Annotated in this window: 26 protein-coding genes; 3 read left to right on the top strand and 23 right to left on the bottom strand. The window is 40.5% G+C overall.

Features of this window, described 5'->3' with window-relative positions; genetic code table 11:
* Positions 1–20: 20 nt before the first annotated feature.
* The 3 genes from FBF83_RS01970 to yneA all read right to left on the bottom strand — a co-directional run bounded on the left by FBF83_RS01970 (position 21) and on the right by yneA (position 1,298).
* The gene (locus FBF83_RS01970) at positions 21–257 is read right to left on the bottom strand and encodes a DUF896 domain-containing protein (RefSeq protein ID WP_136945465.1); all 237 of its coding nucleotides are present in this window, start codon (positions 255–257) and stop codon (positions 21–23) included.
* A gap of 66 nt (positions 258–323) precedes the next feature.
* Entirely contained in the window at positions 324–974 is a 651-nt protein-coding gene (locus tag FBF83_RS01975) for a YneB family resolvase-like protein (RefSeq protein WP_136945466.1), read from the bottom strand.
* Between the two features lie 3 nt (positions 975–977).
* Positions 978–1,298: a cell division suppressor protein YneA gene (gene yneA / locus FBF83_RS01980; RefSeq protein ID WP_136945467.1), complete on the bottom strand. Its 321-nt coding sequence runs from the start codon at positions 1,296–1,298 to the stop codon at positions 978–980.
* A 154-nt stretch (positions 1,299–1,452) separates the two neighbouring features.
* Between yneA and lexA the strand changes: the two genes are divergently transcribed.
* The gene (gene lexA / locus FBF83_RS01985; RefSeq protein ID WP_136945468.1) at positions 1,453–2,073 is read left to right on the top strand and encodes a transcriptional repressor LexA; all 621 of its coding nucleotides are present in this window, start codon (positions 1,453–1,455) and stop codon (positions 2,071–2,073) included.
* A 278-nt stretch (positions 2,074–2,351) separates the two neighbouring features.
* The gene (locus tag FBF83_RS01990) at positions 2,352–2,849 is read left to right on the top strand and encodes a staygreen family protein (RefSeq protein WP_136945469.1); all 498 of its coding nucleotides are present in this window, start codon (positions 2,352–2,354) and stop codon (positions 2,847–2,849) included.
* A gap of 314 nt (positions 2,850–3,163) precedes the next feature.
* Here the strand turns inward: FBF83_RS01990 and FBF83_RS01995 are convergent, their stop codons facing one another.
* From FBF83_RS01995 to FBF83_RS02045, 11 genes are all read right to left on the bottom strand, one after another.
* Entirely contained in the window at positions 3,164–4,453 is a 1,290-nt protein-coding gene (locus FBF83_RS01995; RefSeq protein ID WP_136945470.1) for a pyroglutamyl peptidase, read from the bottom strand.
* 241 nt (positions 4,454–4,694) lie between these two features.
* Positions 4,695–5,228, bottom strand: coding sequence for a dihydrofolate reductase family protein (locus FBF83_RS02000; RefSeq protein ID WP_240687953.1), 534 nt, complete (start codon positions 5,226–5,228; stop codon positions 4,695–4,697).
* A gap of 16 nt (positions 5,229–5,244) precedes the next feature.
* Positions 5,245–5,709, bottom strand: coding sequence for an NUDIX hydrolase (locus FBF83_RS02005; RefSeq protein WP_136945472.1), 465 nt, complete (start codon positions 5,707–5,709; stop codon positions 5,245–5,247).
* 11 nt (positions 5,710–5,720) lie between these two features.
* Complete coding sequence (locus FBF83_RS02010; protein ID WP_136945473.1) at positions 5,721–6,125, bottom strand: VOC family protein; 405 nt, start codon at positions 6,123–6,125, stop codon at positions 5,721–5,723.
* Positions 6,126–6,284: 159 nt separating this feature from the next.
* Entirely contained in the window at positions 6,285–8,096 is a 1,812-nt protein-coding gene (locus tag FBF83_RS02015; protein WP_136945474.1) for a dihydroorotate dehydrogenase, read from the bottom strand.
* Positions 8,097–8,339: 243 nt separating this feature from the next.
* Complete coding sequence (glnA, locus tag FBF83_RS02020; protein WP_136945475.1) at positions 8,340–9,677, bottom strand: type I glutamate--ammonia ligase; 1,338 nt, start codon at positions 9,675–9,677, stop codon at positions 8,340–8,342.
* 292 nt (positions 9,678–9,969) lie between these two features.
* Entirely contained in the window at positions 9,970–11,235 is a 1,266-nt protein-coding gene (locus tag FBF83_RS02025) for an aminotransferase class I/II-fold pyridoxal phosphate-dependent enzyme (RefSeq protein WP_136945476.1), read from the bottom strand.
* Positions 11,236–11,247: 12 nt separating this feature from the next.
* Complete coding sequence (gene hflX / locus FBF83_RS02030; RefSeq protein WP_240687954.1) at positions 11,248–12,510, bottom strand: GTPase HflX; 1,263 nt, start codon at positions 12,508–12,510, stop codon at positions 11,248–11,250.
* Between the two features lie 55 nt (positions 12,511–12,565).
* On the bottom strand, positions 12,566–13,492 hold the full coding sequence (spoVK, locus tag FBF83_RS02035) for a stage V sporulation protein K (RefSeq protein WP_420875113.1): 927 nt from the start codon (positions 13,490–13,492) through the stop codon (positions 12,566–12,568).
* A 94-nt stretch (positions 13,493–13,586) separates the two neighbouring features.
* Positions 13,587–13,937: a hypothetical protein gene (locus tag FBF83_RS02040; RefSeq protein ID WP_136945477.1), complete on the bottom strand. Its 351-nt coding sequence runs from the start codon at positions 13,935–13,937 to the stop codon at positions 13,587–13,589.
* A gap of 13 nt (positions 13,938–13,950) precedes the next feature.
* Entirely contained in the window at positions 13,951–14,136 is a 186-nt protein-coding gene (locus FBF83_RS02045; RefSeq protein WP_048309742.1) for a cold-shock protein, read from the bottom strand.
* Between the two features lie 126 nt (positions 14,137–14,262).
* Here FBF83_RS02045 and FBF83_RS02050 point away from each other — a divergent pair, with 126 nt between their 5' ends.
* Positions 14,263–15,243 carry a tyrosine-type recombinase/integrase gene (locus tag FBF83_RS02050; RefSeq protein ID WP_136945478.1) on the top strand — a complete coding sequence of 327 codons (981 nt, stop codon included), beginning with the start codon at positions 14,263–14,265 and terminating at the stop codon, positions 15,241–15,243.
* Between the two features lie 56 nt (positions 15,244–15,299).
* Here FBF83_RS02050 and hfq read toward each other — a convergent pair whose 3' ends face one another.
* The 9 genes from hfq to tdh all read right to left on the bottom strand — a co-directional run bounded on the left by hfq (position 15,300) and on the right by tdh (position 26,759).
* Positions 15,300–15,533, bottom strand: a complete 234-nt coding sequence (gene hfq / locus FBF83_RS02055) for an RNA chaperone Hfq (RefSeq protein WP_136945479.1) — start codon at positions 15,531–15,533, stop codon at positions 15,300–15,302.
* Positions 15,534–15,579: 46 nt separating this feature from the next.
* Positions 15,580–16,521 (bottom strand): tRNA (adenosine(37)-N6)-dimethylallyltransferase MiaA, encoded by a 942-nt coding sequence (gene miaA / locus FBF83_RS02060; protein WP_136946456.1) that lies wholly within the window; start codon positions 16,519–16,521, stop codon positions 15,580–15,582.
* 42 nt (positions 16,522–16,563) lie between these two features.
* Positions 16,564–18,435 carry a DNA mismatch repair endonuclease MutL gene (mutL, locus tag FBF83_RS02065; protein WP_136945480.1) on the bottom strand — a complete coding sequence of 624 codons (1,872 nt, stop codon included), beginning with the start codon at positions 18,433–18,435 and terminating at the stop codon, positions 16,564–16,566.
* Between the two features lie 19 nt (positions 18,436–18,454).
* Entirely contained in the window at positions 18,455–21,070 is a 2,616-nt protein-coding gene (mutS, locus tag FBF83_RS02070; RefSeq protein ID WP_136945481.1) for a DNA mismatch repair protein MutS, read from the bottom strand.
* Between the two features lie 383 nt (positions 21,071–21,453).
* Entirely contained in the window at positions 21,454–22,002 is a 549-nt protein-coding gene (gene cotE, locus FBF83_RS02075; RefSeq protein ID WP_136945482.1) for an outer spore coat protein CotE, read from the bottom strand.
* A gap of 269 nt (positions 22,003–22,271) precedes the next feature.
* Entirely contained in the window at positions 22,272–22,688 is a 417-nt protein-coding gene (locus FBF83_RS02080) for a RicAFT regulatory complex protein RicA family protein (protein WP_136945483.1), read from the bottom strand.
* Positions 22,688–24,220, bottom strand: coding sequence for a tRNA (N6-isopentenyl adenosine(37)-C2)-methylthiotransferase MiaB (gene miaB / locus FBF83_RS02085; RefSeq protein WP_136945484.1), 1,533 nt, complete (start codon positions 24,218–24,220; stop codon positions 22,688–22,690). The genes FBF83_RS02080 and miaB overlap by 1 nt, the downstream gene beginning before the upstream one ends.
* 280 nt (positions 24,221–24,500) lie before the next feature.
* Positions 24,501–25,676 (bottom strand): glycine C-acetyltransferase, encoded by a 1,176-nt coding sequence (locus tag FBF83_RS02090; RefSeq protein ID WP_136945485.1) that lies wholly within the window; start codon positions 25,674–25,676, stop codon positions 24,501–24,503.
* A gap of 42 nt (positions 25,677–25,718) precedes the next feature.
* Positions 25,719–26,759 carry an L-threonine 3-dehydrogenase gene (gene tdh / locus FBF83_RS02095; RefSeq protein WP_169525145.1) on the bottom strand — a complete coding sequence of 347 codons (1,041 nt, stop codon included), beginning with the start codon at positions 26,757–26,759 and terminating at the stop codon, positions 25,719–25,721.
* Positions 26,760–26,892: the final 133 nt, after the last annotated feature.

The raw sequence follows: 26,892 nt of genomic DNA on the forward strand, positions 1-26,892 counted from the left end.
TCGCAAAATTAGGCTATTTTCTACTGAAGAAAGCGGCGACTTTTCTTGCTTTCTTTTAATTTATTTGGAGTCACATCAGTACCTTCTTCATCAACTACCTTGATCGAATGTAGCTGGTTGTCAAAAGAAGAGCGTAGACTCTTTAGGTACTCCTGACGAAGTTCTTTCTGCTCTTTCTTTTCGGCTTCAGTTAATGAAGACTCTTTGGATTTCCGTGACAACTCATTAATTCTTTGAATTTTATCTTGTGAAAGCATGTTAAATAGCTCCTTTACTGCAACTTGTATCTTTTATGCTAACGTAAATGTTGCACATAGACAAGTTTAGTGCCTTTCCTCCCCTTGGTCAACAAACTCTTGATAACGTCTATGTACAGTTGCTTTTGACGCATTATGACCAAATCCTTTTAACGTAGCTGCTATTTCATTAAATGTTAGTCCTCTATTACGTAAGTTGACGATTTCTTCAATCGGAACCTCTACACGCTCTCTTCCACCGTTACTTTGATGACTGAGATTACGCTGTGGTCGATAGCCTTCTTTCACAGCTTTGTCCATGCCACGTTTAATTTTTAAATTGTGAAGCTTCCTTTGAAACTCTTCAACAATACTTACAATTTCAAGCACCATTGAATCAGCTTCAGATAATTGCAGTTCACCGTTTTGATTCACTGTATAGATCGTGCCCCCATATTTATGAACTGCATGTAACAGTGCAATTTTGGCATTCCCTCTTCCAAGTCTTGTCTCATCCTGGATTAGCAAAGCCTCGGCATATCCTTCTTTCAACAAATCAAGCACCTCAAGTATGCCATTTCGATCAATGTCATATCCGCTGTGCTTTTCTTCGATCATTTTATATACCGTAAATCCCGACTCTGTTGCAAATTTCTGCAGCTCTTCCTTTTGTCTTGTAAGGGAAGACTCCTGCGCTTCTTTCTTCGTGCTTACCCGACAATAAATAATTGCGTTCATACTTTATTCTATACCCCCAAGTGCGGTAGCGTTCGCTTCAACAGGGATGATGAGAGTATCTCCTGCTGTAATTTTGTTTGCATTAATGCGATTTACTTTCTCAACCCAACTGATAAACTTACGATCAGACAAATCATGCGCGTTACGATACTCTTTCGCAAGTTCAATAACAGTATCACCTTGCTCCAATTCAATGGTCGTGTAACGATCGTATTCCTCAGCTGCAGCCGTTCGCAATGACATGAACACAATAATTAACACAGCTACAAAAGATATAATGACAAGAAAATCAATTCCAGACAAGCCCCCAGCTTGCTTTCTCATCCCAATCACCCCATATACGAATATTTGTTCTGTTTTCAGTATAATAAGAACCCCTGTTCGTGTCAACTAATATCTTCGAACTTATGTTTGTATGCGAACAAAAATTCTGGTATACTACTAACAAATAGATAGATTGGAACGAGGTGCCAGATATATGAAACTATCAAAGCGTCAACAGGACATTCTGGACTTTATTAAAGTCGAAGTGAAGCAAAAGGGTTATCCACCCTCTGTAAGAGAAATTGGCGAAGCTGTTGGACTTGCCTCAAGCTCAACTGTCCATGGCCACCTGGCAAGACTCGAGAAAAAAGGTTACATTCGTCGTGACCCTACAAAACCTAGAGCAATTGAAGTGCTTGGACTAGAGGAAGCAATTGATATTCCTCGCCAGCACACTGTTAACGTTCCTGTTATCGGTAAAGTTACTGCAGGTCAACCGATCACTGCGATTGAAAATGTAGAAGAATATTTCCCACTTCCTGAACAGTTTGCACAAGATGAAGAGCATACATTCATTCTTGTCATTGAAGGGGACAGTATGATTGAAGCTGGTATTTATAACGGAGATATGGTGATTGTGAAACAACAACCAACTGCAAACAATGGGGATATTGTTGTTGCGATGACTGATGAAGGTGAAGCAACAGTTAAGCGTTTCTTTAAAGAAAGCAATTACTTCCGTCTTCAACCGGAGAACTCATCAATGGAGCCAATCATTCTAGATTCCGTTTCCATTCTTGGTAAAGTTGTTGGTGTCTTTCGTTCAATCCACTAGAAGCGCATACCGCGCTTCTTTTTTCAAACAAAAAAAGCACAATTCAAGCCACGTTGGATTACTAACAAAAGCTGATTGATTCCATAGGGATTTGTCAGCTTTTTGTGTGTCATTGGATGGATAGTAGGTAAAAGCCCACTCGAATAAGGAAATGCTTCCATACAATATTTGATATGAATGGTTACTATTGTGTTGAGGCTGTGTGCACTTAGAAGAATGACAAAATCTCATATCTCTAAAATATTCAATTTACATTATTTAGAAAAAAGGTGAATTCAATGTCTTCTTTTAATCCTCAGAAATTTTTTGTTAAACTCATTCACCCAACAACAGAAATACAACCGGTGGAGGGAAGGAAATACACCCTTACTCATTCGGATATTACTGGAGAATTGTTTTCAAGTATAGGGTATGTATTTGATGTAGAAGCTATCAATCAAACCATGAGAGATGAAGTGATAGCTGAATGGAAAAGAGATAAAAATGGACTTTTGTATTTATCAGGAAAAGTACAGGTTGATTTAAGAAACAAGAATAAATCAGCTTCCATGATACGATTCAAGGTATTCAGACAAGAAATGGGCACAGCACTTAAGGGCATGACTTATGGAGATCGACCTTTCTTTGCTGCTCACTCAGCATTACTAGATGCTCCTATTTATATTTATTTCGACTCCACTTACCCTGAATACAAACAGACACTCTACTATGGAACTCCAAGACAATATCTAAATGAAATCAATGCCCTTCCACTGATTCAAATTCCCAAAAGATAAATCTCTTTAACAACACGCTTCGATAGACAGGTTGATGAATAATCTGTCTATCGAAGCGTTAAATCCACAATAAGGTGTAAATATTAGTAGTGATTACTCTAGAAAACTAACCATTTCTTATATTTGCTCAAAATATCTTATAATGATAACCTCCCGAACGTAATTCTCCAATCAAAATATCGTGCAAAGGATTGAAAAAAATCAAAATGTCCTGTACCATTTCACAGGACATTTCTAAAATCATTCATAAGGTATTCATCCAAGACGGAGGCCTTTAGGAAACTATATGCTTCACTCTCTGTTCACTTCTCTCTTTATTTCTCTGCAGCCTTAGCGGCGGCTGAAACCAATTCAACGGTTTGATCAACAGTGTTTTTACGGAAGTTAATAAATTCTTCAGTTATATAGACATCAGGATCTTCAGGATAATATTCCTGTGCAGCAATGTGCAAATGACCACCAGGAATATCAACCGCCCCTACTCCAATTCTCACACGATTCGATCTATACATACTTTCATTTGATAAGTAGCTTCCCCCACCGCCTTTACGTGCTTTGGAATCCTGAGTAGGACCACCATCATGACATTCGTAAGGTTGATCACGATACTCTGGAGCTAGCCATTCGCAAACTTCATCATTTCGCTTCACTGGCCAGGGTTCAGTTTTAGCAGCAATCATCTCTGCATACGGTAAGGTTGTCTCAATAAATTCAGGCAGTTTCTCAGGCATTTCCCAATCATTTACTACAGGAATTACTTCTGATCGATTTTCAAGGTTATTCCCCACACCCGTATGCCAGCGTCCAGCAAACCCTTCAATCGCCATGATACGGGGTCCACCCTGGCTGATCGTCATCATTAAATCCACCTGCTCTTTACTCTCCTTTAAATAAGGTCCGAATGTGTCCTCCACGATTCCTTCTTCAAAGTCATCCCAACGAACTGGAAAATTCGCTGTTTGAATGAATGCAGGTCCATCATTTGTCATAATCATTTTGCCATCAAGCTGAAGCGCAGCAGCGCCAGATGGATTAGATCTTCTAAATTCCTGTTCGAGACGGTAAGGATCAAAACCACTAACGAGAATGCGCTTTACTCCTTTTCCCTTCGGAAAATCAATAGATGTAATGCCTCTTGAAGTGTACTCAAGCTTATTCATTAGCTCTTCCCGCTCTTTCTCAGAAACTGTGTAATCAGGTTCCCACTGACGTAAAGCTGAAGTCATATGTAGCCGAGTCCAATACAATGGGCGATCATCATAACGATCAAGATTACCTAGGTTTGTACGTTCTCTCTGCGCACCATCTACCGCAGTTTTCCATAATTCTGTTCCGTGTTTTTCAATTACTTTTTGAGCTTTTTTGAGGTTTTTTGCTTTACATAGATCTTCTTTAAATTCATCTGCAAATGTCGTGAATTCTGCGTCGCTCATTATTTGCTGTGGGATTGGTGCCCCGTCTTCAATTCGCTGTTCCTCTGGCGTTAAAGCTACATCAGAATTAAAGCAATCACTCTTCGCGCTCCCATTAGTAGGCATAAATGTGAACGTCATTACACCTATAAGTAAAAGAACAAATCCCCATTTCCAATTCAGATCTTCCATACGTCATTTCCTCCCATTCTAGTTGAAACTACACATTTATTGTAGATATGGAAGGCTTCATTTTTCAAACTATTATAATAATTTAATCCGAAATTGATTCCATTGAAGGAGATGGTTTCTTAAATACGTTAAAAAGTGTGACATTCTCTCTACACCTTAAGACGGATACGTTTTACATAAGGGCTCTGTAGCCTTAGCAAATAAAAAAACACCTATTTTGATCAGAATAGGTGCATAATTGTTAGCTTTTCTTAATCTGATAATAAAGCTGTGCGAACTGTCCATAACGCCGAACTTCCGTTAACTCGAGATCATGCTCCATCTCACTGTTCTTGAAAAGTGGAATACCTTTTCCAATTAATACAGGCGCTATTGAAATTATAAACTCATCTATAAGATTATTCTGAAGAAAGTCATTGATGAGCGCCCCGCCACCCACGAGCCAGATCGTTCCATCATCATCCTTCTTTATCCGGTCGATAAGAGTAGACGGTTCCTCGCTCGTGAAGGTGATATTAGATTCGTTCTCTTTAGGGCTAGAAGTATAAATGTAGGACTTCTTCTCCTCATATGGGTACTTACCTTTCACCTGTTCCATCACCCAGTCGTACGTTCGTCGTCCCATTATGATCGTGTCGACCGTTTCATAAAATTCCGCATACCCAGCGTCACCTTCTGGCTCTGATCGAAAGAGCCAGTCAAGCGAGTCATTCTCAGTTGCAATATAACCATCAACACTTGTAGCGATATAAACGCTTACTTTCCTTGCACTCATCATTCCACTTCCTTCCCTAACCAATGACCGGTTGTTCTTTATGCTGTAATAAATCATTAATCATTATACGATGCTCCAGAAACAGATTTTCCGGAAGTTCATTTAAGTGAAAAAACGCTATATCACGAGATTCAGCATCTTTCCTTAAAACCCCTTCATACTCTTGACAACAAAATAGAATCTGCACTGGTGAAACCTGATCTCCGTTTGCAAACTCCTTGTCTTTATCAGGTCCTGAGTAAATGCCAAACAAGGACATTTCTTTCAAGGTAAGTCCCGTTTCTTCATACACCTCTCGTCGCGCTGTTTCCTGTACAGACTCGTTTAAGTTCATAAAACCACCGGGCAGTCCCCACGACTCACTATCTGATCGGAGCTGCAGTAATAATCGATTTTCAGAATCGAAAACCATCGCTCCCGCTACAACCATAATCACTTTTTCGTGCCCTACCATAGAGCGTAGGTGCTGTATGTAATCCATGAATAACCTCCTTAAATTCCTTCAGTGTTCATTAACACTACTCTCCAGCCATCAGGGTCTTCTATCGTCACGCCTCTCTCTTTCCAATACACATTTTCAGGTTCAACTTCTCCATGTCCCATTTGTTGAAGCCTTGCTACTACTTTCTCGAGTTCTTCTTTATTCGAAATATAAAAAACTAACAAGTTATCAGTAGTAGGAGCAGGGCAAGGACTCCCTTGTTCATGTGTTGTGAACTCTAATTGATATTGTAGATTTGGTAAACCATAGACTACGCCTGTATACCCAACATGTCCTGAAAATTCAGCAACCCTTTTTAATCCTAGACCATATTCATAAAAACGAACGATCTCCTCTAATTGATCTGTCGGTCTAGCAATACGAATTTGAATTGCGGTAAAGTCTTTAAAGTTCATTTTGTATTCCCTCCGGTTAGCTTGAATTAGCATTTTTGTCCTGATCCATTAAACTCTTTACAACTATTTTATTAGTTTCAAGGAGTAAAAGCCTTAGAATATCGAATGAACTTTACTACAACTTTAGCATGAGGAAAAAATAGTTTTACGAAATAAAAGCTATACTTTCTTCTGCATTAAATAGCTATGCGAAAAATATAAACCACCAAAAAATAGCCCTAGAGCTATGTAAGCTGGTAACAAATGAATAAACGTCGTATAACCAATCATGATATGTACAAAGATACCTGATACAAATGCAGGTAGACCTCCTAAAAGAAACATCCACCAAAGCCAAGAATTCCCGGATTGGAATCCCCAGAGTGCAGACAGTAACACTAACAAGCCAACACTGATCATCGCTCCACCAAATCCAGCTCGATCATGAGCAATGACCGAAATCAGCCGATCATTATATGACTGAATAGTATCCGCCGGCATACAGATGTATTGTAAGTCTGTAGGGACAAAAACACCTGTTACACCAATCCCAGAAATAATTACGCCACCAAGAACAAACGAAAACCCAAGCATAACAAAACAAAATTGCCCTAATACTCCTCTTCTCCAGGCCAAGTCATTGTGTCGGTTAAGGGATTTAGGTGTCCCCTTTATTCCCTTCGTCTTTACATATCCTTTCAAGTAGAAAGGCAATAAAATGATCCAAAACAGCAAATGTAACCAATCGAAGTACCCATAACCAATGAAAAGCAGAATGCCTAGAAATCCTATAATAGCAGCAATATCAATTGCTTGTTTCGCCCACAGCAACCCGTATTTCACTCCGTTTATAGACAACGTCATGTAAACAATTCCACCAGAAATCATCGTTCCGGCTAAGGTCATCCTGTCATGCGCCATAAACCACAGTAGTCGCTCATTAAAAAGCAGTAGCTCCTCACGAGATAATTGCATAAAGCTCTCATCATAAGGTAAAACAATTGTGGTCAGACTTAACACCAGAGCAATTATGCCACCAATCATTATGAATAAACCAAACAAGAAATACTCTTTCCAACCACTGCTTTCAACTATATGTTCACTCTCATCAGTCAAGGCTTCATAAATTCTTTTCGGTAAACCTGGACCAGCTTCAATATACTCACCAGACAATATTAATAGATCTGCACCATGATTTAAAAGCCGAAGGGCATCTTCTGGCTCTTTGACTCCACCTACTGGCACCAATCGTAATGAAGGATATGCTTTTTTACAATGTTCAATCGCTTGCTTATGTATAGTGAGATTTGCATTTGTATCTAAATCCTGCTCTTCATCAAGCACAATACCCGTTATGTATGGAAGGAAATTTTTCAAGTCAATGCCATCTATTTTATTGCTTGGAACTCGAATATATATAGTTTTCCAATCACTAATTATTTTCAATATATCTAACTCACGAGAATCTATCTCATCATAGTGAATCTCAAAAGCACCATTATAAGGTTTTAAAGCTCTAGCAATTTCAATTAGCTCATCATTTGTGCCTCTGATGTTGAATAAAGATGGTTGCTCCAACTTCGATTGCTCTAGCAGAAGAAGTGTCTTAATAAGCCCTGCTCTCTCTCCATTAAAAGGAAAAGCTATCGCTTCACCCTGAAGCCGAGATGGTCTAATGTGATCTTCAGATGCCTCTTTCGTAATTGGACCAATTTCAATAAACCCAAATCCTAAATGGCTAAACCCCTTTAAACCAGAAAGCCGTGGATCTATTTTGCCTGATAAACCAACACAACCTGAAAACGTTAAGCCTTCAATGTTGACCGTTAGCTCTTCCGACACTTCTTCTCTTCCTAAAAAATGAATAAGGTGATGCCCACCTGGAAGGGATGCAATCCGATTCATTGATTTGTGAATAAACTCCCTTGAAAATTCGGTATCTAGTTTTGATAGAAATGGTTTAAACATGACATGATAGGACCAGTCAGGCATGCGCTCCCTCCAAGATTACATAATATTATTATGTATTACTGATATCGTTTACTTTGTTATTGAACTTTCCTTTCTACAACATTCACTGCGAAGAAGGATTTAACGTTCAAATATGTAATATTAATAGACTATCCTCTAACACAATACCATATTATTACCATCCTACCAGATAAGTTTTTTAGTATTTCGCACAAAAAACCCCTTAACACATCAATCGTGTTAAGGGGCTTTTTTCATTCTATCTTAGTAAGTTGTCATATACTGTTCGCGTTCCCAAGGGTGTACTTGCGTACGGAACATATCCCACTCAATTTCTTTCGCTTCGATAAAGTGTTCTGATGCGTGCTCGCCGAGAGCATTCATCATAACTTGATCTTGCTTAAGCAATTGAAGTGCATCGTGTAGTGTTGCTGGAAGGTCTGTAATGCCTTCCGCTACGCGCTCGTCTTTGTCCATTACGTAGATATTACGCTCAGTTGGAGCTGGAGGCGTCATTTTGTTCTTGATTCCGTCAAGGCCAGCTGCTAGTAGAACTGCCATAGCAAGATATGGATTTGCAGATGGATCTACGCTACGTACTTCAATACGTGTGCTGATTCCGCGTGATGCTGGTACACGGATAAGCGGACTACGATTACGAAGAGACCATGCAACGTAGCAAGGTGCTTCGTATCCAGGTACAAGACGCTTGTAAGAGTTAACAGTTGGGTTAGTTACCGCTGTGAACGCTTCAGCGTGCTTCATCGTTCCTGCGATAAATTGACGCGCTGTTTCGCTTAGGCCAAGCTCGTCTTTTGGATCGTAGAATGCATTTTCCCCATCTTTGAATAGAGACATGTTCGCATGCATACCTGAGCCGTTAACACCGAAAAGTGGCTTTGGCATGAACGTTGCGTGCAAGCCATGTTGACGAGCAATTGTTTTAACTGCTAGTTTAAACGTTTGGATGTTATCACACGTTGTAATCGCATCAGCGTATTTAAAGTCAATTTCGTGCTGTCCAGGTGCTACTTCATGGTGAGAAGCTTCGATTTCAAAGCCCATGTCTTCAAGCTCAAGCACGATATCACGACGGCAGTTTTCACCTAAATCTGTAGGAGCAAGGTCAAAGTATCCGCCTTTATCGTTAAGCTCAAGCGTTGGCTCACCGTTCTCATCCATTTTGAAAAGGAAAAATTCTGGCTCTGGTCCAATATTGAAATCAGAGAAGCCAAGCTCTTCCATTTCTTTAAGAACGCGTTTTAGCACTGAACGAGGATCCCCATCGAAAGGAGTACCATCTGGGCTGTAAATATCACAGATAAGACGAGCTACTCTTCCTTTTTCAGATGACCATGGGAAAACAACCCATGAATCGAGGTCTGGATAAAGATACATATCGGATTCCTCGATGCGTACGAAACCTTCGATTGAAGAACCGTCAAACATCATTTTATTATCAAGAGCTTTTTCAAGCTGATCAACTGGAATTTCTACGTTCTTAATAATCCCTAGTAGGTCAGTAAACTGCAATCGAATAAACTTAACGTTCTCGTCTTGCGCCATCTTTTTAATATCGTCTGCCGTGAATTTGTTAGCCATGTAAAATGAATCCTCCTTAAGTAATATAAAGATTTAGTGAATCCGTTGGACAAGCTGCACGAGTATAACGATAAGATATCTGTATATGATCGACTCGCCGTACGTGGACAATACGGACAAATGCTAAAATTCAGAATTAATTGAGCATTCGCAATTGCCACTTCCTTCTTCACTTACTTATCAATATACTATAGCTCTCACATCATCGTGTTAAAGTACGTTAGATAATCTAACATCATTTTTAAGCAAAAAAAAAGGCAGAGGTCGACTCGATCCCTGCCTTTATTCCCTATTATACGATGATCAAACCTTTTATTAACAATTCATCGACCGCTCGAAGGATACTAATTTTAACGTGTTCATACGTAAGTCCACCTTGAACATATGCTACGTAAGGCGGTCTTAGTGGCCCATCTGCCGATAATTCAAGGCTTGCTCCTTGAATAAACGTGCCCGCTGCCATGATGACATCATCTTCATAACCTGGCATATAAGCAGGTTCAGGTCGGACGTGTGCATTGACTGGTGAAGCAGATTGTATCGCTTGACAGAATGCTATCATGCGTTCCCGATCGTTGAATTGCACAGATTGAATGAGATCCGTCCTAGTACTGTTCCAGTGTGGTGTTGTATTAAACCCAGCTGCTTCTAAAAGAGCCGAGCTGTAAACAGCTCCTTTCACAGCCTGCCCTACGGTATGTGGTGCAAGGAAAATACCTTGATACATTTCTTGCAAGGAATAGAGTGAAGCTCCGACTTCTCTACCTATTCCTGGTGACGTTAACCTGTAACCACAAAGTTCAATTAAATCCTCTCTCCCAACGAGATAACCACCTGTTTTGACAATTCCTGCTCCAGGATTTTTGATAAGGGACCCTGCGATTAAATCAGCTCCAACGTGACAAGGTTCGAACTCCTCAACAAATTCACCGTAACAGTTATCTACAAAGACAATCACGTCTTCTTTAATTGACTTAACGAATTCGATCATTTCACGAATCTCATCAATTGTGAATGATGGTCGGTTAGCGTATCCTTTTGAGCGTTGAATTCCAATTACTTTTGTCTGTTCGGTCATAGCCTCACGAACAGCATCGTAATCAACCGCTCCCTCAGACAATGCAATATCTTGATAACCAATGTTAAAATCTTTTAGTGAACCATTACCGGCCCCGCGTTTCCCTACGATTTCTTCTAGCGTGTCATAAGGAGCTCCCGTGATATAGAGAAGCTCATCTCCAGGTCGTAATACTCCGAAAAGAGCCGTTGCAATCGCATGCGTACCAGAAACAATTTGCGGTCTTACAAGGCCAGCTTCTCCACCAAAAACATCTGCATATAGTTTCTCAAGCGTATCTCTTCCATCATCGTCATAGCCGTAACCTGTTGATGGGGTAAAATGAAAATCACTTATCCGATTTTGATGAAATGCCTGTAACACGCGGTACTGATTCGCTTCCACTCGTTCGTCAATTTCTCGAAGAACGGGTTGAATTTTATCTTCTGCATTTCTTGATAATTTCTTTAGTTCATCCTGGTGTGTAAAATGTTTAAACATGTTTGTCTACTCCTAGTCGTTGTTCCACTCTTTCACGATTCGTTCGTAAAGATGCGCTGGTGCATAGCCTTTGCATCTGTAGTGGTCCTTCTCTTCATCCCATTTTCGTTCTAACAGGACGGTGTTACTTTGTAAATAGGCAAGCTTATCGCCTTGATCTGCCTGGATCGAGATTGAGAAGTACTCCATTTGCTTCAAAACTTCTTTTTGAAGACGGTCGTTTAGACTCATCAAGTCAGATTGTTTCAAAGCTGAAATATGAATTTGTTCGTTCACACTGCTTTGTACAGCAGGATCGGCACGGTCCATCTTATTAAATACCGTTAGCACAGGAATGTGAGATGCTTTTAAATCTTTTAGCAACTTAAGTACGATTTCTTCGTGACGTGCTCGATCAGGATGAGAAGCATCAATAACGTGCAGAATAAGGTCGGCTTCCGTTGCTTCTTCAAGTGTAGATTTAAATGATGCAACAAGGGTAGTTGGAAGATCCTGAATGAAACCAACTGTATCGGTTAAGAGTACATTGTAACCATTAGGAAGCTTCAACTGTCTTGTCATTGGATCAAGTGTTGCAAACAACTTGTCCTCTTCATATGAATCTGAATTAGTTAACCGATTAAATATCGTTGATTTACCCGCGTTCGTATAGCCAACTAAAGCAACCTGCATCGTTTCATTTCGTTTTCTTCTTGCGCGGTATTGTTCTCGATGCTTCACCGTATGATCAAGCTGCTTCTTTAAGTCGGTAATACGGTTACGAATATAGCGTCGATCCGTTTCAAGCTTCGTTTCCCCTGGACCTCTTGTACCAATACCGCCCCCAAGCCTTGATAAGGACGTTCCTTGTCCTGCAAGGCGTGGAAGCATGTATTGAAGCTGTGCAAGTTCAACTTGTAGCATACCTTCTCTTGATCTCGCGCGCTGTGCGAAAATATCAAGAATGAGCTGAGTACGGTCAATAACTCTAGCATCAAGTACTTCTGAGAGATTACGAAGTTGACTTGGAGAAAGTTCGCTATTAAAAATCACGATACTTGCTTCCTTTTCCTCAATTAGCTCGGAAAGCTCTTCAACCTTCCCTTTTCCTATAAATGTAGCAGAATGAATGCGTTCGCGTTTTTGCGAAAGAGTACCTTCAACTACACCACCTGCTGTTTCTGTTAAAGCAGCCAGCTCATCCATCGAATAAGCAAACTGCTCATCACTATATTTTTGAAGCTGACATCCAATCAATATTGCTGGTTCAGCTACTTCGATTCGCTCTTTATTCAAAGGTACGTTCCCTGCCTTTATCTATCAGTCTGTTCCCATCATACCAGAACCGCAATTAATCTTCTACAGGGATGTCTTCTGGTAATAAGAGCTCTAATGAAGACCGGTCGATTACCTTTGCTTGAAGCAGTCTCACAGCCTGTTTCCTAATGGCTTTCTCAATAATATTTCTCACAAATCTTCCATTACTAAAAGCTGCTGTTTCACGTTCACGTTTTTTAATAAAACTTTGCTTCAACTTCCACTCTGTTTCTTTTGAAAAGCGATATTGACGTTCTGCTGCCATCTTTCTAGCAATCTCTAGAAGCTGATCATTTGAGTAGTCAGGAAAATCAATAACGAGTGGAAAGCGAGACGGTAAGCCAGGGTTTAACGAAAGAAAATGCTCCATTTCTTCAGAGTAACCTGCAAGAATAAGGATAAAATCTTTATGATAGTCTTCCATTGCCTTTACTAACGTATCAATTGCTTCTTTTCCGAAGTCCTTCTCTCCGCCACGTGCCAGTGAATATGCTTCATCGATAAAAAGAATGCCACCTCTAGCTTTCTTAACCAAATCCCTCGTTTTCTGAGCCGTATGCCCAATGTACTCTCCTACTAAATCTGCACGTTCTGCCTCAATCAGATGACCTTTAGAAAGTACGTTCATTTCCAGAAAAAGTGTACCAAGAAGACGAGCAACTGTTGTTTTTCCTGTACCTGGATTTCCTTTGAACATCATATGGAGCGCTTGCGTATTTTGCTTTAAACCGTTCTCTTGCCTGCACTTGTTCACATACAGCCAGGCATAGACTTCTTTCAGTAAGTATTTCATTTCTTTAAGTCCTATTAGCTGTTCCATTTCCTGTTGAATCCGCTCAAGTGGCATATGCTTTTTAGCTGCTTCACTAAGCGCCTCATCAGCCACTTCCTGTACGCCCTCGTTTTGACGGAGAACTATGTTAATTTGACTACTCTTCCGCTGTGTAATCGAATGCTGCAAGATGCTCACCCCGCTTTGATCTGACACGATAGTATACGCACCTGCCCAGAATTCGTGACAAAAGCCCAAAAGAAAAACACTCTAGATAGAGTGTTTAACTAAACCGTGGAACGTAAGATTCTGGTATAGTTACTTTTTGTTCACTTTTCGGGTGCTGGTACGATCGATAACGGGTAAGATAATCACCATGCTCTACCACATCTATTTCAAGCACATGCCCGTTGGAGCGTTCAAGCACCTTCATGAATACTTCGTCTTCATTGAGCGTATATAGAACGAAATTGCTTCTTAAATGAGTTATCTCTTTCTTTTGTACTTCAGGTAATTTTCTAAATACATCACAAAATCTTTCTTGAGGAACCATATGCTTGCCTTTGCCTGCCGCTTTAGTGATACTAACAACTTGTTCAGCTTTATGAATGATTTTCTCTATTATTTTACTCATTCTATTCCTCCATTTACTTGATTTCCGGGAGGTTTCGCACTTCACTCATCATTTCGGCTCCACATAACGGACATGCTGGCGTATCAGAAAACGAGTAATCTGCCCTCATCCAGCCCGCGCAATCTCCACCTGAACATGACCACACGTCTGTATCAACTTCCGGAATCGGTTCTTGCTGCTGTTTTGAAAAAAAGGCCATCTCAACCGCTCCTTTTCTATTTGGTACCTACAGTATTCCCATAAATCCCAAAATCATGTAAATGCTTTGAAATAAATTCTATTGTGAACTTTGTTATAATGGAAGAAAACAGAAGGGGGCAACATTATGGAGCTCTTTGAACAAACGCTTCCTGAATTTCTAGAAGAATACCTTCAATCGCTTGAACGCAAGGGCAGGAAAGCATCTACCCTAAGGCGTTATCGCTATGACCTTGTTGACTTCACCTTCTGGCTACGGACATATCATCGAAATGTCGATTTTGAGAGCTTTCGTCAGTTAACATCTGAAAGGCTTCAGGAATACATTCGCTTCTTGCATCTAGAACGACACTATTCCGAGCGAACACTTAAACGGATCATGACTGTCCTAAACCAAGTATATCGTTATTATATGTCGTTAAATCGAACAAAGAACAATCCAATGAAAGATGTTGTCCTACCTACAAATGATGTTTCAGGGTACATTCACACCGATTTTCTTCTTGAGGAGGAATGCGAAAAGCTATTAGGAACGATTGTCTCTTTCGATGATCTAACAGAAAACCAGTTAAGGGCACGAGAGTTTCTAATTGATCGCAATTTAATGATTGCTCGTCTTTTCCTTTCGTATGGCCTTACACTACAGGAGTTATGTGGACTTTCAATGAAAGACGTCTCTTTTGAACAGAATGAACTTCTCGTCACGTCTGCGTATGGTAAACGAACCATACACCTTGACGTTGAACACAAAAAAGTCCTATATTCCTATTATCATACGATTCCTACTCCTGTAAGACCAAGATTAAAAAGTGATGACCCTTTGTTCGTATCTTTTGATTTCCAGCGCCAGACGTATAGATGGAGCTATGAAGTTGATCGCCCGAAGAGACTGACAGAAATCGCTGTCCAAAAAATGATTCGACAAGAAGTCCAGCGTGCTGGACTTCGAAAAGGAGTTTCAGCACAGCACATGAGACGCACTTGTGTTATCCGAGCCATTGAAAACGATTTGTCGATTGATCAGCTTCGTACACAATTCGGCATGAAATCAGATTTAACTCTGAAACGCTATTTTGATTACATGGAAGAGCAGCAAATAACATCCTAATTTTGATATGAAAAAGTCCCTCATCCTGCATAGATCAGAACGAGGGACCAGTTTTTTTACTTGTCAGACTCAAAATTTATTTCAACTGATCGCTGTGGAGCGAAAGTAGAAATGGCGTGTTTGTAAATCAGTTGTTGTTTACCGTCGGACTCAAGGATAATCGTGAAATTATCAAATCCTTTGATTGTCCCTTTTAGCTGAAATCCATTAAGCAGATAAACCGTTGCAAATACATTGTCTTTTCTCAATTGATTTAAAAATTGATCCTGGATGTTAATTTGCTGCTTCATTGTCAGTCCTCCTCTTTTTCTCTAAAGGCATTCATTTACTACATTTCTAGCTTTCTGCTAACTTTCCTGCTACAACTTTCAAGATTGTCTGTATTTTTTCTTCACGGTCCTCCGTCATATCGAACCAATCCAACTCCATTTGATGGCGAAACCAGGTTAATTGACGTTTCGCATACCTTCTTGAGTTTTGCTTCAATTCATTCACTGCTTCTTCATACGAGACGCGCCCCTCAATGAAACGGTAGATTTCCTTATAGCCAATCGCTTGCACTGATTGACACTCTAGAACACCTGAAGCGTGAAGACCTCTCGCTTCCTCAAGTAAGCCGCCCTCCATCATAAGGTCCACTCTTCTATTGATTCGATCATATAGCAAGTCACGATCCATCGTAAGACCAACATTAACGAGATTGTAAGGAGAATGTTCTGGGAGATCGTCTTTTGAGGTCGATACCGGCTCACCGGTTACGTGATAGACTTCAAGTGCCCTTATGACTCTTCTTACATTATTCGGATGTATGCGATCATAGCTTATAGGATCGATCTCTTTCAGCCTCGAATGGAACGCTACAGCACCTTCTTCATCTGCAAGTCGTTCAAGTTTCTCCCGATATTCAGGATCTTCTTTTGCTTCAGAGAAAGCATATTGATGCGTGACTGCTTTAACATAAAGACCTGTTCCACCAGCTATAATTGCCACTTTCCCGCGTCTATTTATATCAGTAACAAGATCTGTAGCAAGTTTCTGAAATTCAGCAGCTGAAAAGTTGTCAGTAGGATTTTTAATATCGATCAAATAATGAGGAATCCCATCCATCTCTTCTGTGGTCACTTTAGCCGTCCCGATGTCCATGCCCCTGTAAATTTGCATGGAATCGCCACTGATGATCTCACCATTAAGTGCTTTTGCAAGTTCAATGCTTGTCTTCGTTTTCCCAACAGCCGTCGGACCGAGAACGGTAACTAGCTTTTGTTTCTCTTTATCCATGTATTTCACGTACTTTCCTTCAAGGTTTTCTCATTGTGCTCGTTACATAACCCTCTTAAACATCTTTTCCATCTCATACGTTGAATAATGTATGATAATCGGTCTACCGTGAGGACATGTATACGGATCAATTGATTGACGTAACGTCTCAAGTAGGGTGAATACTTCATCATCACGCAAATGACGATTCGCTTTAATGGATTTCTTACACGACATCATGATGGCCGCTTCCTCACGAAGTTTCTTCACATCGATTGCACGATTATCAACGACTTCTTGAATCAATTCCTCAATGGTATTCTGTTCGGCGCCTTTCGGAAACCAGACCGGATGAGCGCTTACCATATAGCTATTCCGTCCAAATGACTCAAGAAACACTCCGACTTTAGCAAGATCATCTATTCTACTATCAATAATAGCCGATTCAGACGTATTGTACTCCAGAGTAAATGGCACAAGAAGTTCTTGTACGACTGGATCAATTTCACCAACTTTTTCACGGTAAAATTCATATTTAATTCGCTCCTGTGCGGCATGCTGATCGATGATATATAGCCCGTTCTCATTTTGAGCGAGAATATAGGTGCCATGCATCTGACCAATTGGATAAAGTGGCGGGATTCGAGTTTCACTATCATTTGTTTCTTTCACATAATCCATCGCCATTTCAAGCTCGTCACGAGTCTCAGGCTCAGACTGATTCGTCTCGTAGTCGTCTGACTTCAATTCTTCCTTCACAATAAACGGCTCATTGAAATCCCTTGTGACTGGAGCGGTTTCTTCTGAGTGAACGGTTTTAAACTCTGGTTCTTTCACTTCCTGAACAGGCGCTTCCTCTCGCACCTTAGATCGATCATGCTGAAATTGAAAAGCAGGCTGCTCGCTTTCTGGTTCCTTCTTCTTTGGCAAGGTTTGTTCAGGAATGAGTTCGATCCTCTTAAAGATTCCTTTAATCGCATTTTCGATCGCTAGCGCAAGATCCTGCTCTTTACTAATGCGCGCCTCGAGTTTCGAAGGATGAACGTTCACATCAATTAACGTTGGATTCATTTTAATATGAAGAACCACGATCGGATAACGTCCGATTGGAAGTAGCGTATGATAGCCCTGTTGAATTCCTTTTGATATCGTGAAGTTTTTGATGTAGCGTCCATTGATTACAAGCGAAATATACTGCCTTGACGCTCGTGTTAATTCCGGTTTGGCAGCATAACCAGTCACTGTAAAATCAATTGTCTCTGCATGTAATGGAAGCATTTTACGAGCTGTGTTGTAGCCGTAAATTGCCGCAATTACTTGCAATAGATCACCATTTCCAGTTGTAGACAGCAATTTCTTTCCATTATGAAAAAAGCGAAAGGCTATGTCAGGATGGGCCATGGCTTGACGGTTAATCACATCTGCAACATTTGCTAGTTCTGTGTGAACGGTTTTCATATGTTTTAAGCGAGCTGGCGTATTATAAAATAGTCCAGTGATCGTCATTTCCGTTCCTTTTCGGCTATCCGTCGCTTTGAACTCAGCAACTTTTCCTGCTTCTATTCGTACATAAGTTCCAGCAGCATCACCCGTTGATGTTTTCAATTCAAGATGAGAAACAGCTGCGATACTAGGAAGGGCCTCACCACGGAACCCTAGCGTTTCAATTTGAAATAAATCCCGCTCATTTTTAATTTTACTTGTAGCATGACGGAAGAAAGCGAGCTTACAATCTTCCTCATCCATCCCACTACCATTATCTACGATGCGGATTTTGGAAAGACCGCCTTCTTCTATTTCAATTGAAATTTCACTGCTCTCTGCATCAATGGCATTCTCAACCAGTTCTTTTACGACAGAAGCCGGCCTTTCGACTACTTCACCAGCAGCGATCTTGTTTGAAAGCTGATCATCAAGCTGTACGATCTTTCCCATTGTCCTCACCTTTCTTTCATTATGACTTTAAATGCTTTTTCAGCTCATACAATGTATTAATCGCATCCATTGGCGTCATTTCCATAATATCAACGGATTTTAACCGATCTAGAATCGCCTTTTCAGCAGAAGTTCTTGCAGGCTTACGGCTCGCATCTTCATTAAAGAAAGCAAGCTGTGCTTCTTCTACTGACGCCTTATCTTTGGTGGGTTCGACTGTGGTAGAAGCTAACTCATTCTTTGAAGCTGAAACTGAATACGAGTCTGATTCGAACTCTTTGAGTATCGCCTCAGCACGTTTTATAAGCGATTCCGGTAAATTCGCTAGCTGCGCTACATGGATTCCATAGCTTTTATCAGCTGATCCATCGTGTACCCGGTGTAAGAATACAACTCGTCCTTTTTCTTCAACTGCCTTCACGTGAACGTTCTTAACACGATCAAGCTCCTCCTCGAGCGTTGTAAGCTCATGATAGTGAGTAGAGAAAAGTGTTTTTGCTCTTACTTCACTATGCACGTACTCAATAATTGATTGTGCGAGTGCCATGCCATCATACGTAGAAGTCCCTCTCCCGATTTCATCAAGAAGAATTAAACTATCCTGGGTAGCGCGCGTGATCGCGTAGTTTGCTTCAAGCATTTCCACCATGAACGTACTTTGACCGGCCGCTAGGTCATCTGCAGCACCGATTCTTGTAAAAATCTGATCAAATACTGGTAGAACAGCAGATTCAGCTGGCACAAAGCAACCGATTTGACCAAGAATGGAGATTAACGCAAGCTGCCTCATGTACGTACTTTTCCCGCTCATGTTAGGACCTGTTATGAGTAGAATTTCTCGATCACGATCCATTATCACATCGTTCGCAACATACTCTCGACCTTTAAGCATTTTTTCAACAACCGGATGACGCCCACCCTCAACGGCTACTTTCCGTTCTTTTGAGAAAACAGGCTTTGTAAATCGATTCTCTTCACTTACAACCGCAAAAGCCTGTAACACATCGAGCTCGCTAATTTTTCTAGCCAATTGCTGTAGCTGAGGGATAAACGCTTTAACCTCTTCACGTACATTGGCAAATAAACTATATTCTAGATCCACAATTTTTTCTTCCGCTTCTAGAATCAAGGTTTCCTTTTCCTTAAGCTCAGGTGTAATAAACCGCTCAGCATTAGAAAGGGTTTGTTTACGCTCATATCTGCCTTCAGGGAGATTAGGAAGATTCGACCTTGTTACTTCGATGTAATAACCAAATACTTTGTTATAACCGATTTTGAGCGATTTAATTCCAGTCCGCTCCCGCTCCTGCATTTGAAGTGCCGCGATCCAATCTTTCCCGTTACGACTCGCATCACGATATTTATCAAGATCCTCATGATACCCATCGCGAATCATTTGCCCTTCCTTAACGGAAAGCGGCGGGTTATCTTCAATCGCATCTTGCAATAGTTTCACAAGTTCTTCACATGGAAGAATCTCTTCCCCGAGTTCCTTCGCATATGGATTATCAAGCGAGTTCACAGCTTGCTTAATTTCAGGGATTTTCTCAAGCGACTTTCTTAGTTGTACAAGATCTCTAGCATTTAAATTCCCAAACGCAACCTTCCCAGCAAGACGTTCTAAATCATAAACACCTTGAAGCTGTTCTCTAATCGTTTCCCGTTCGAAAAATTGCTTCATCAGTGTTTCAACAAGCTCCTGGCGCTTTTCTATCTCCCTTTGCTTCAAAAGTGGCCGTTCTACCCATTGCTTTAAAAGTCTCCCGCCCATAGCAGTAACAGAACTATCAAGAAACCAGACTAGAGAGCCTGTCCGCTTTTTGTCGCGAATCGTTTCAACGAGTTCAAGATTTCGTTTTGAGTTTACATCAAGCTTCATATATTGAGATATATGATAATGACGAAGAGGCTGCAAGTGATCCATCGACCGCTTCTGTGTTCGAATCAAATACTGAAGCAAACGACCAAACACATCCAATAGCTTTGGTTGATCGATATGGTCACTAAGCGTGGTTAACGCTTCAGGAATCGTAGTGTCGTCCTCAATCGAAATCGTAACTGTCATCCGTTCTTGAATTGCATTTGACAGCTCCTCACTCTTGCTGTTAAGAATCACTTCCCGTGGTGCAAGGTTAGAAAGCTCTCCAATGACTTCATGGTGATCACCAGCCAAAATAGTTGCCATTGATTCCCCAGTCGTTAAATCATTTGCTGCAAGCGCAAAGGTATTGTCTTCAAATGCTGAAATCGCAACAATGTAATTGTTCTCTTTCTCTTTAATTAAGTGATCAGACATTACCGTTCCTGGTGTAATGAGCTGAACCACTTCTCTTCTCACAACCCCTTTGGCCTGTTTTGGATCCTCGGTTTGCTCACAAATCGCAATCTTATAGCCTTTTGTTACTAGTTGAGATATATAATTATCAGCAGCATGGTAAGGCACGCCACACATCGGAATGCGCCCCTGCTCACCACCATCTCTGCTCGTTAACGTAATTTCCAATTCCTTCGATGCACGTGTCGCATCATCAAAAAACATTTCATAAAAATCGCCTAAACGAAAAAATAAAAAGGCATCCTGATACTCTGCCTTAATTCTAAGATATTGCTCCATCATAGGTGTATATCGCGCCATGATTTTTCTCCACCAATCTCAATTCTATTCAGCTAATAGTATATCATATCAGAAAAGCGGAGTGGGCCTGTTAAAATCCGTAGGATGTTGGAACCCAATCAGATGAGACGCTTTTTGTATCAACTGATTGGGTGAAACAGCCGGAGGATTTGGCCCATGCAGCTGGATCAGAAAAGCGGAAGTGGCCGTTTAGACTCGACAGGCACTGGAGCCTTTCAAAATGAACACGTTCTTTGTGTTCAGGTTGAAAGGTGAAGTGACCGAGAGTCTGCCCACTGCAGCTAGATCAAGAAAAGCGGAAGTTACCATTTAAGTCCGAAAAGCGATGGAGACCATCAACCCAAATAAAAACCAGGAAGAAGGTTTGCTTCTCCCTGGTATAGCTATTCTTCAAGATCACCAATTAAAAAGTTCGGATCTAAATCTTCAAACTCTTCATCATCAACTTCATAATCCCAATCATCGTCGTCTCCACAGCCATCTGGATTTACATAAACACAAATTTTGGTTTCCCCGATTACTTCAACGAGGAACTCTCTCTCTACCTGGACAATGATTTTGTGACCACTCGGAGCTATGGTAGCTTCAAGTGCATTCGGCTCTTGTATCGCTTTCGCCACTACTTCTTCAGCCACACAGTCTTTGTCTTTATAGCGAAGAGGAATTTCTTCACGGTATTTTACATTTTCTGTTACGACTTCTGTTTTCGTATTATGGCTGTAAGAGTACCAGATATTAATGTCATAAGAGCCTTCAACGACTACGCAGTCACCGTGCTTCTTTGAAGTAAATTCATTGTTAATAATCCAACAACCTAGTATACTTGATGGTTTATGCGATGGTGTTACTGTGTGTGTATCCTGTGTAAATTTACGCCCTTTTCCGCAAACTGCTTTGGCGAATATCTCTCTGTAATTATAATCCTCTGACATCGATCATACCTCCTCTTCCAATCTTCATTCTCATCCTATGCAAGACAAACGACTAGTGTGCCTCTTTTTTTATCCCACCCTTAAGTGGCAGTAATTCTCCCACCTTTAAATGGAAGTTTCACTCTATCAAGGCTGTTCCACTATCAGTCTATGTCTTTAATGTCCAATGCTTTACAACCTTTTGATATTTTTCTAAAAAAAATACGGTATATGAAATTTATTTAATAGAACAAATAAAAAAAGCCGGGATTTTTTTCCCGACTTTTACCTTACTTACATCCAGGTCCACTTTGGGTTGATCCAGTCGTTCCTTCTAGAACATTCCCACCAGTTGCCTCGATAATTTCATCTGTTACAGTATTCGAAATTGTATTTGCAACGAGCTGAAGCAAATCATTCACATCTGACTGTGAACGCTTGAATTCCTGAACAACAGGAATTTCATCAAGCTGCTGCATGAGCTTATCGATACGCTCATCTTTTTCTTTCAACGCTTCATGTTTTGAATAGTGTTGAAGATTAACTGCCTCTTTTTGTTCAAGCTTAATGCGAGCAATTAAGCTTTGCACCTTTTTATTTTCGTTAATCTTTGCTTCTGCACGTTTGAAGAAATCAACTTCCTCTGTTTCTGAAACTAGCTTAGCAAGATCTTTCGCTTTTGCAATAACTTCCATTCTTGACAACATTATGCATTCACCTCTGCCGTTTTTTCTATATATTCTCCATCAAGAGACCACGTTTTTGCTTTCGTGATTTTCACTTGTACCAGTTGACCAATTAGAGATTTAGGGCCTCTAAAGTTAACTACTTTATTTTTTCTCGTATATCCAGAAAGGACGTCAGCATTTTTCTTGCTTTCTCCCTCAACGAGCACTTCAACAATCTCACCTTCAAAGACCGCGTTGTTTTTCGCTGCCATCTCATTAACAAGAGCATTTAGTCGTTGAAGTCGCTCTTTTTTCACATCCATTGGAACATTATCCTGCATTTTAGCAGCTGGTGTTCCATCACGCTGTGAATATATAAATGTATAGGCACTATCATACTCCACTTCTTTTACTAGCTCAATTGTTTCCTCGAATTGTTCATCGGTTTCGTTAGGAAAACCAACGATGATATCCGTTGTAAACGTTGCCTGTGGCATTACTTTCTTTATTTTACGAACAAGCTCTAGATAGGTTTCTCGTGTATAGCGACGGTTCATTAACTTAAGAACGTCATTACTACCGCTTTGAACAGGAAGATGAATGTGGTCAACTAGATTTCCTCCCTGACCGAGCACTTCTACTAGACGATCATCAAAGTCACGAGGATGACTCGTTGTAAACCGAACTCTAGGAATATCGATTTTATGAATCTCATTCATTAAGTCTCCTAGACCATAATTAACATCTTCTAAATCTTTCCCATAAGCGTTTACATTCTGTCCAAGGAGCGTAACTTCTTTATAACCTTTTGCTGCAAGGTGACGTACTTCCTGAATGATATCTTCCGGTCGACGACTTCGTTCTTTTCCCCTTGTGTATGGAACGATGCAGTATGTACAGAACTTATCGCAACCGTACATAATATTAACCCAGGCTTTGATTTCACCTTTTCTCGTTCTCGGAAGGTTTTCAATGATATCGCCTTCTTTTGACCAAACTTCCATCACCATTTCTTTACCAAATACAGCTTGCTCCATTAATTCTGGTAATCGGTGGATATTATGTGTACCAAAAATCAAATCAACGAATTGGTGTTTTTGCATGATACGATTTACCACAGATTCCTCCTGTGACATACAACCACATACACCAATGATAAGATTAGGATTTTCCATTTTCAACGGCTTTAAGTGCCCTAGTTCTCCAAACACCTTATTTTCGGCATTTTCTCGAATCGCACACGTATTTAAAAGAACCACATCAGCTTCTTCAACCGCTGTCGTTGCTTCATATCCCATCTCCTCAAAAATACCTGCCATGATTTCTGTATCATGCTCATTCATTTGACATCCGTATGTACGAATCAAGAACTTCTTGTCTTTCCCGAGATTTTTAATGTTCTCTGGAATTTCAAAATCGTAATGAACATTCACATTTTCTTTCCCGCGTCGCTTCGCATCCTTTAAGTTAGGTGCCTGGTACGTCGTCTGAAAATATTTCGCAAAGTCTTCTGTTGTCTTCTCTGTCTTTTTCACATTGATTTGTGAATCTAACCTTTGCTTTTCGTTCATGTCGTTAACTCCTTTCCAATTAAAAGGATGACCCTGCTATGAAAAAGAGCATCATGCTCCTAAACTTAGAAAACAGGCTTATGAAAGTTACATTCCAAAAAAGCCTCCGTTTTATCCGTTATCCTTTATCACCAAATAAAAAATGTGTAACCAGTGGACATTCCTTTATTATAAGGGTTTCAGAGTATTTAAGCAATGAGACCTAACAACAACTAAACGACTTTTAACTCAATTGACTAACACACAAAAAAAGAGGAGGATTTCTCCCCCTCCCTTTCACTTAAAGTATGCCAAGCTCTTTTGCCGACTTTTCAAAAGCATCGAGCGCTTCTTGAAGGTCTTCTTTTGAATGCTGAGCGGTGACGATCGTGCGGACGCGTCCCTTTCCTTTTGCAACAGTTGGGAAAGCAATCCCCTGTGCAAATACGCCATTTTCAAATAGCTTATCAGAAAACTTATGCGTTAGCGCTTCATCACCAATAATAACTGGTGTTACTGGCGTTTCGCTAATGCCTGTATCAAAACCGAGGTTTTCTAATCCGGCTTTGAAGAATTTTGTATTATCCCAGAGCTTTTCAATCAATTCGGGTTCTTCTAAAAGGACATCGATGGCTGCAGAACACGCTGCTGTTACCGCAGGTGGGTGCGATGTACTAAATAGAAACGGACGACCTTTATGGATCAAATAATCACGAAGTGTCTTTGTACTTGCGATATACCCTCCAAGAACACCAATTGCTTTACTAAGTGTACCAACTTGAATTTGAACGCGACCGTTCAGACCAAAATGATCAACTGTTCCGCGTCCATTTGCTCCAAGTACACCACTCGCATGAGCATCATCCACCATCACAAGAGCGTTATACTTCTCGCAAAGCTCTACAATTTCAGTTAGAGGTGCGATATTTCCGTCCATCGAGAAAACACCGTCTGTTACGACTAAACGAGTGCGATACTCTTGTGTTTCTTGAAGAGCTTTCTCCAGATCTTCCATATCCGTATGCTTATAAATCCGTCGTCCAGCTTTCGTTAAACGAATGCCATCGATAATCGATGCATGATTCAACTCATCTGAAATAACAACGTCCTCTTTTGTAAGAATTGCTGAAAGTACTGCCTGATTTGTCGCAAACCCAGATTGAAGTACAAGTGCAGCTTCTGTGTGCTTGAATTCCGCAAGCTTTTCTTCAAACTGTTCATGCATAGATAGCGTACCGGCAATTGTACGAACGGATCCTGTTCCTGCACCGTACTTCTCAACCGCTTCAATCGCTGCTTCTTTCATTTTCGGATGATCCGTTAATCCAAGATAGTTATTAGATGAAAGTTGGATAACATTTTTCCCTTTAATTGTAACGCGTGACCCTTGAGCAGATTCTAATGGAATAAGGTTACGAAAGACACCTTCCTCTTGCATTTGATCAAGCTCTTCCTGAAGATATTCAAAACCTTTCATTGGTTGGCCTCCTCTTCGTTATGTAAAAGCTCTTATCGAGCCCTATGGATGCAATACTACCTTACCACATTTACCCTCAATCATTAATTCGAAGCCTTTTTCAAAGTCTTCAAGCGGGAAGTGATGCGTAATCATTGGCTCAACGTCTACCTGGCCTGATTGTAAAAGCCCGGAAACCTGACGCCATGTTTCAAACATTTTTCTGCCTGTAATCCCCTGCACCGTTATCCCTTTAAAAACGATATCATTCGTAACATCAATTTCAACTGGACGAACAGGAAGACTTAGAATAGATACTCTCCCACCATTTGTTACCATCTTAAAACCTTGATTCATCGCAATTGGATGACCTGACATTTCACAAACAACATCTACACCATGACCGTTTGTAAGTTCATGTACAACATCAAGAGGATTTTCATTTCGTGAATTAACAACTATTGTTGCGCCCATTTCTTTCGCAAGATCTAGTCTGTAATCATTCAAATCAAGCGCGATAACTTGTGATGCGCCTGCTGCTTTGGCAACACCAACAGCCATGATACCAATTGGTCCACACCCAATAATCGCGACGGTTTTCCCTGCTACATCTCCTGCAAGAACCGTATGCACCGCATTTCCCATTGGTTCCTGAACAGATGCCACATCAAAAGATAACGATTCAGGGTTTTTCCAAATATTTTGTGACGGCAATGCCACATACTCTGCAAAACAACCGTCTGTATCAACACCAATAATTTTTGTGTTCTCACATATGTGAAATTTACCAGTTAAACATTGTGGACACTGATTACAAACAATGTGCGTTTCGGCTGAGACGTGATCACCAATTTCAAAATTTGTTACATTCTTGCCTTTTTCTACAACTACACCTGCAAATTCATGTCCAAATACATACGGAGGATTCACTCGACTTTGAGACCATTCATCCCACGTGTAAATATGTACATCTGTACCGCAAATAGATGTTGCTTTTACTTGGATTAATACTTCATTATCATTAATTTGTGGAATATCCACCGTTTGAAGTTGAGCACCTTTTTCACGCTCATGCTTTACAATCGCTTTCATCTTTCCTTCCACAGCGTACACCTCACTTATTTAAAACCTTAAATAATCCCTGTTATCACAACCATTTTATCATTAATTGATCACACCGTAAAGATGACGTGTCCTCTATACACGGACACTTATAGTTATATAAATGGAATAAGTT

Source organism: Guptibacillus hwajinpoensis, assembly GCF_005144865.1.
GTDB classification, from domain to species: domain Bacteria; phylum Bacillota; class Bacilli; order Bacillales; family Guptibacillaceae; genus Guptibacillus; species Guptibacillus hwajinpoensis_A.

Coding starts and splice junctions, on each gene's coding strand:
- miaB (WP_136945484.1), bottom strand. CDS start 24,220: ATGAACGAAAAGCAAAGGTTAGATTCACAAATCAATGTGAAAAAGACA.
- FBF83_RS02010 (WP_136945473.1), bottom strand. CDS start 6,125: ATGAACTTTAAAGACTTTACCGCAATTCAAATTCGTATTGCTAGACCG.
- FBF83_RS01990 (WP_136945469.1), top strand. CDS start 2,352: ATGTCTTCTTTTAATCCTCAGAAATTTTTTGTTAAACTCATTCACCCA.
- FBF83_RS02040 (WP_136945477.1), bottom strand. CDS start 13,937: ATGAGTAAAATAATAGAGAAAATCATTCATAAAGCTGAACAAGTTGTT.
- FBF83_RS02015 (WP_136945474.1), bottom strand. CDS start 8,096: ATGCCTGACTGGTCCTATCATGTCATGTTTAAACCATTTCTATCAAAA.
- lexA (WP_136945468.1), top strand. CDS start 1,453: ATGAAACTATCAAAGCGTCAACAGGACATTCTGGACTTTATTAAAGTC.
- FBF83_RS01975 (WP_136945466.1), bottom strand. CDS start 974: ATGAACGCAATTATTTATTGTCGGGTAAGCACGAAGAAAGAAGCGCAG.
- FBF83_RS02090 (WP_136945485.1), bottom strand. CDS start 25,676: ATGAAAGGTTTTGAATATCTTCAGGAAGAGCTTGATCAAATGCAAGAG.
- FBF83_RS02050 (WP_136945478.1), top strand. CDS start 14,263: ATGGAGCTCTTTGAACAAACGCTTCCTGAATTTCTAGAAGAATACCTT.
- miaA (WP_136946456.1), bottom strand. CDS start 16,521: ATGGATAAAGAGAAACAAAAGCTAGTTACCGTTCTCGGTCCGACGGCT.
- FBF83_RS02045 (WP_048309742.1), bottom strand. CDS start 14,136: ATGGCCTTTTTTTCAAAACAGCAGCAAGAACCGATTCCGGAAGTTGAT.
- hfq (WP_136945479.1), bottom strand. CDS start 15,533: ATGAAGCAGCAAATTAACATCCAGGATCAATTTTTAAATCAATTGAGA.
- FBF83_RS01995 (WP_136945470.1), bottom strand. CDS start 4,453: ATGGAAGATCTGAATTGGAAATGGGGATTTGTTCTTTTACTTATAGGT.
- FBF83_RS02080 (WP_136945483.1), bottom strand. CDS start 22,688: ATGTTGTCAAGAATGGAAGTTATTGCAAAAGCGAAAGATCTTGCTAAG.
- FBF83_RS01970 (WP_136945465.1), bottom strand. CDS start 257: ATGCTTTCACAAGATAAAATTCAAAGAATTAATGAGTTGTCACGGAAA.
- cotE (WP_136945482.1), bottom strand. CDS start 22,002: ATGTCAGAGGATTATAATTACAGAGAGATATTCGCCAAAGCAGTTTGC.
- FBF83_RS02005 (WP_136945472.1), bottom strand. CDS start 5,709: ATGGATTACATACAGCACCTACGCTCTATGGTAGGGCACGAAAAAGTG.
- mutL (WP_136945480.1), bottom strand. CDS start 18,435: ATGGGAAAGATCGTACAGCTTGATGATCAGCTTTCAAACAAGATCGCT.
- FBF83_RS02000 (WP_240687953.1), bottom strand. CDS start 5,228: ATGAGTGCAAGGAAAGTAAGCGTTTATATCGCTACAAGTGTTGATGGT.
- FBF83_RS02025 (WP_136945476.1), bottom strand. CDS start 11,235: ATGTTTAAACATTTTACACACCAGGATGAACTAAAGAAATTATCAAGA.
- yneA (WP_136945467.1), bottom strand. CDS start 1,298: ATGAGAAAGCAAGCTGGGGGCTTGTCTGGAATTGATTTTCTTGTCATT.
- glnA (WP_136945475.1), bottom strand. CDS start 9,677: ATGGCTAACAAATTCACGGCAGACGATATTAAAAAGATGGCGCAAGAC.
- mutS (WP_136945481.1), bottom strand. CDS start 21,070: ATGGCGCGATATACACCTATGATGGAGCAATATCTTAGAATTAAGGCA.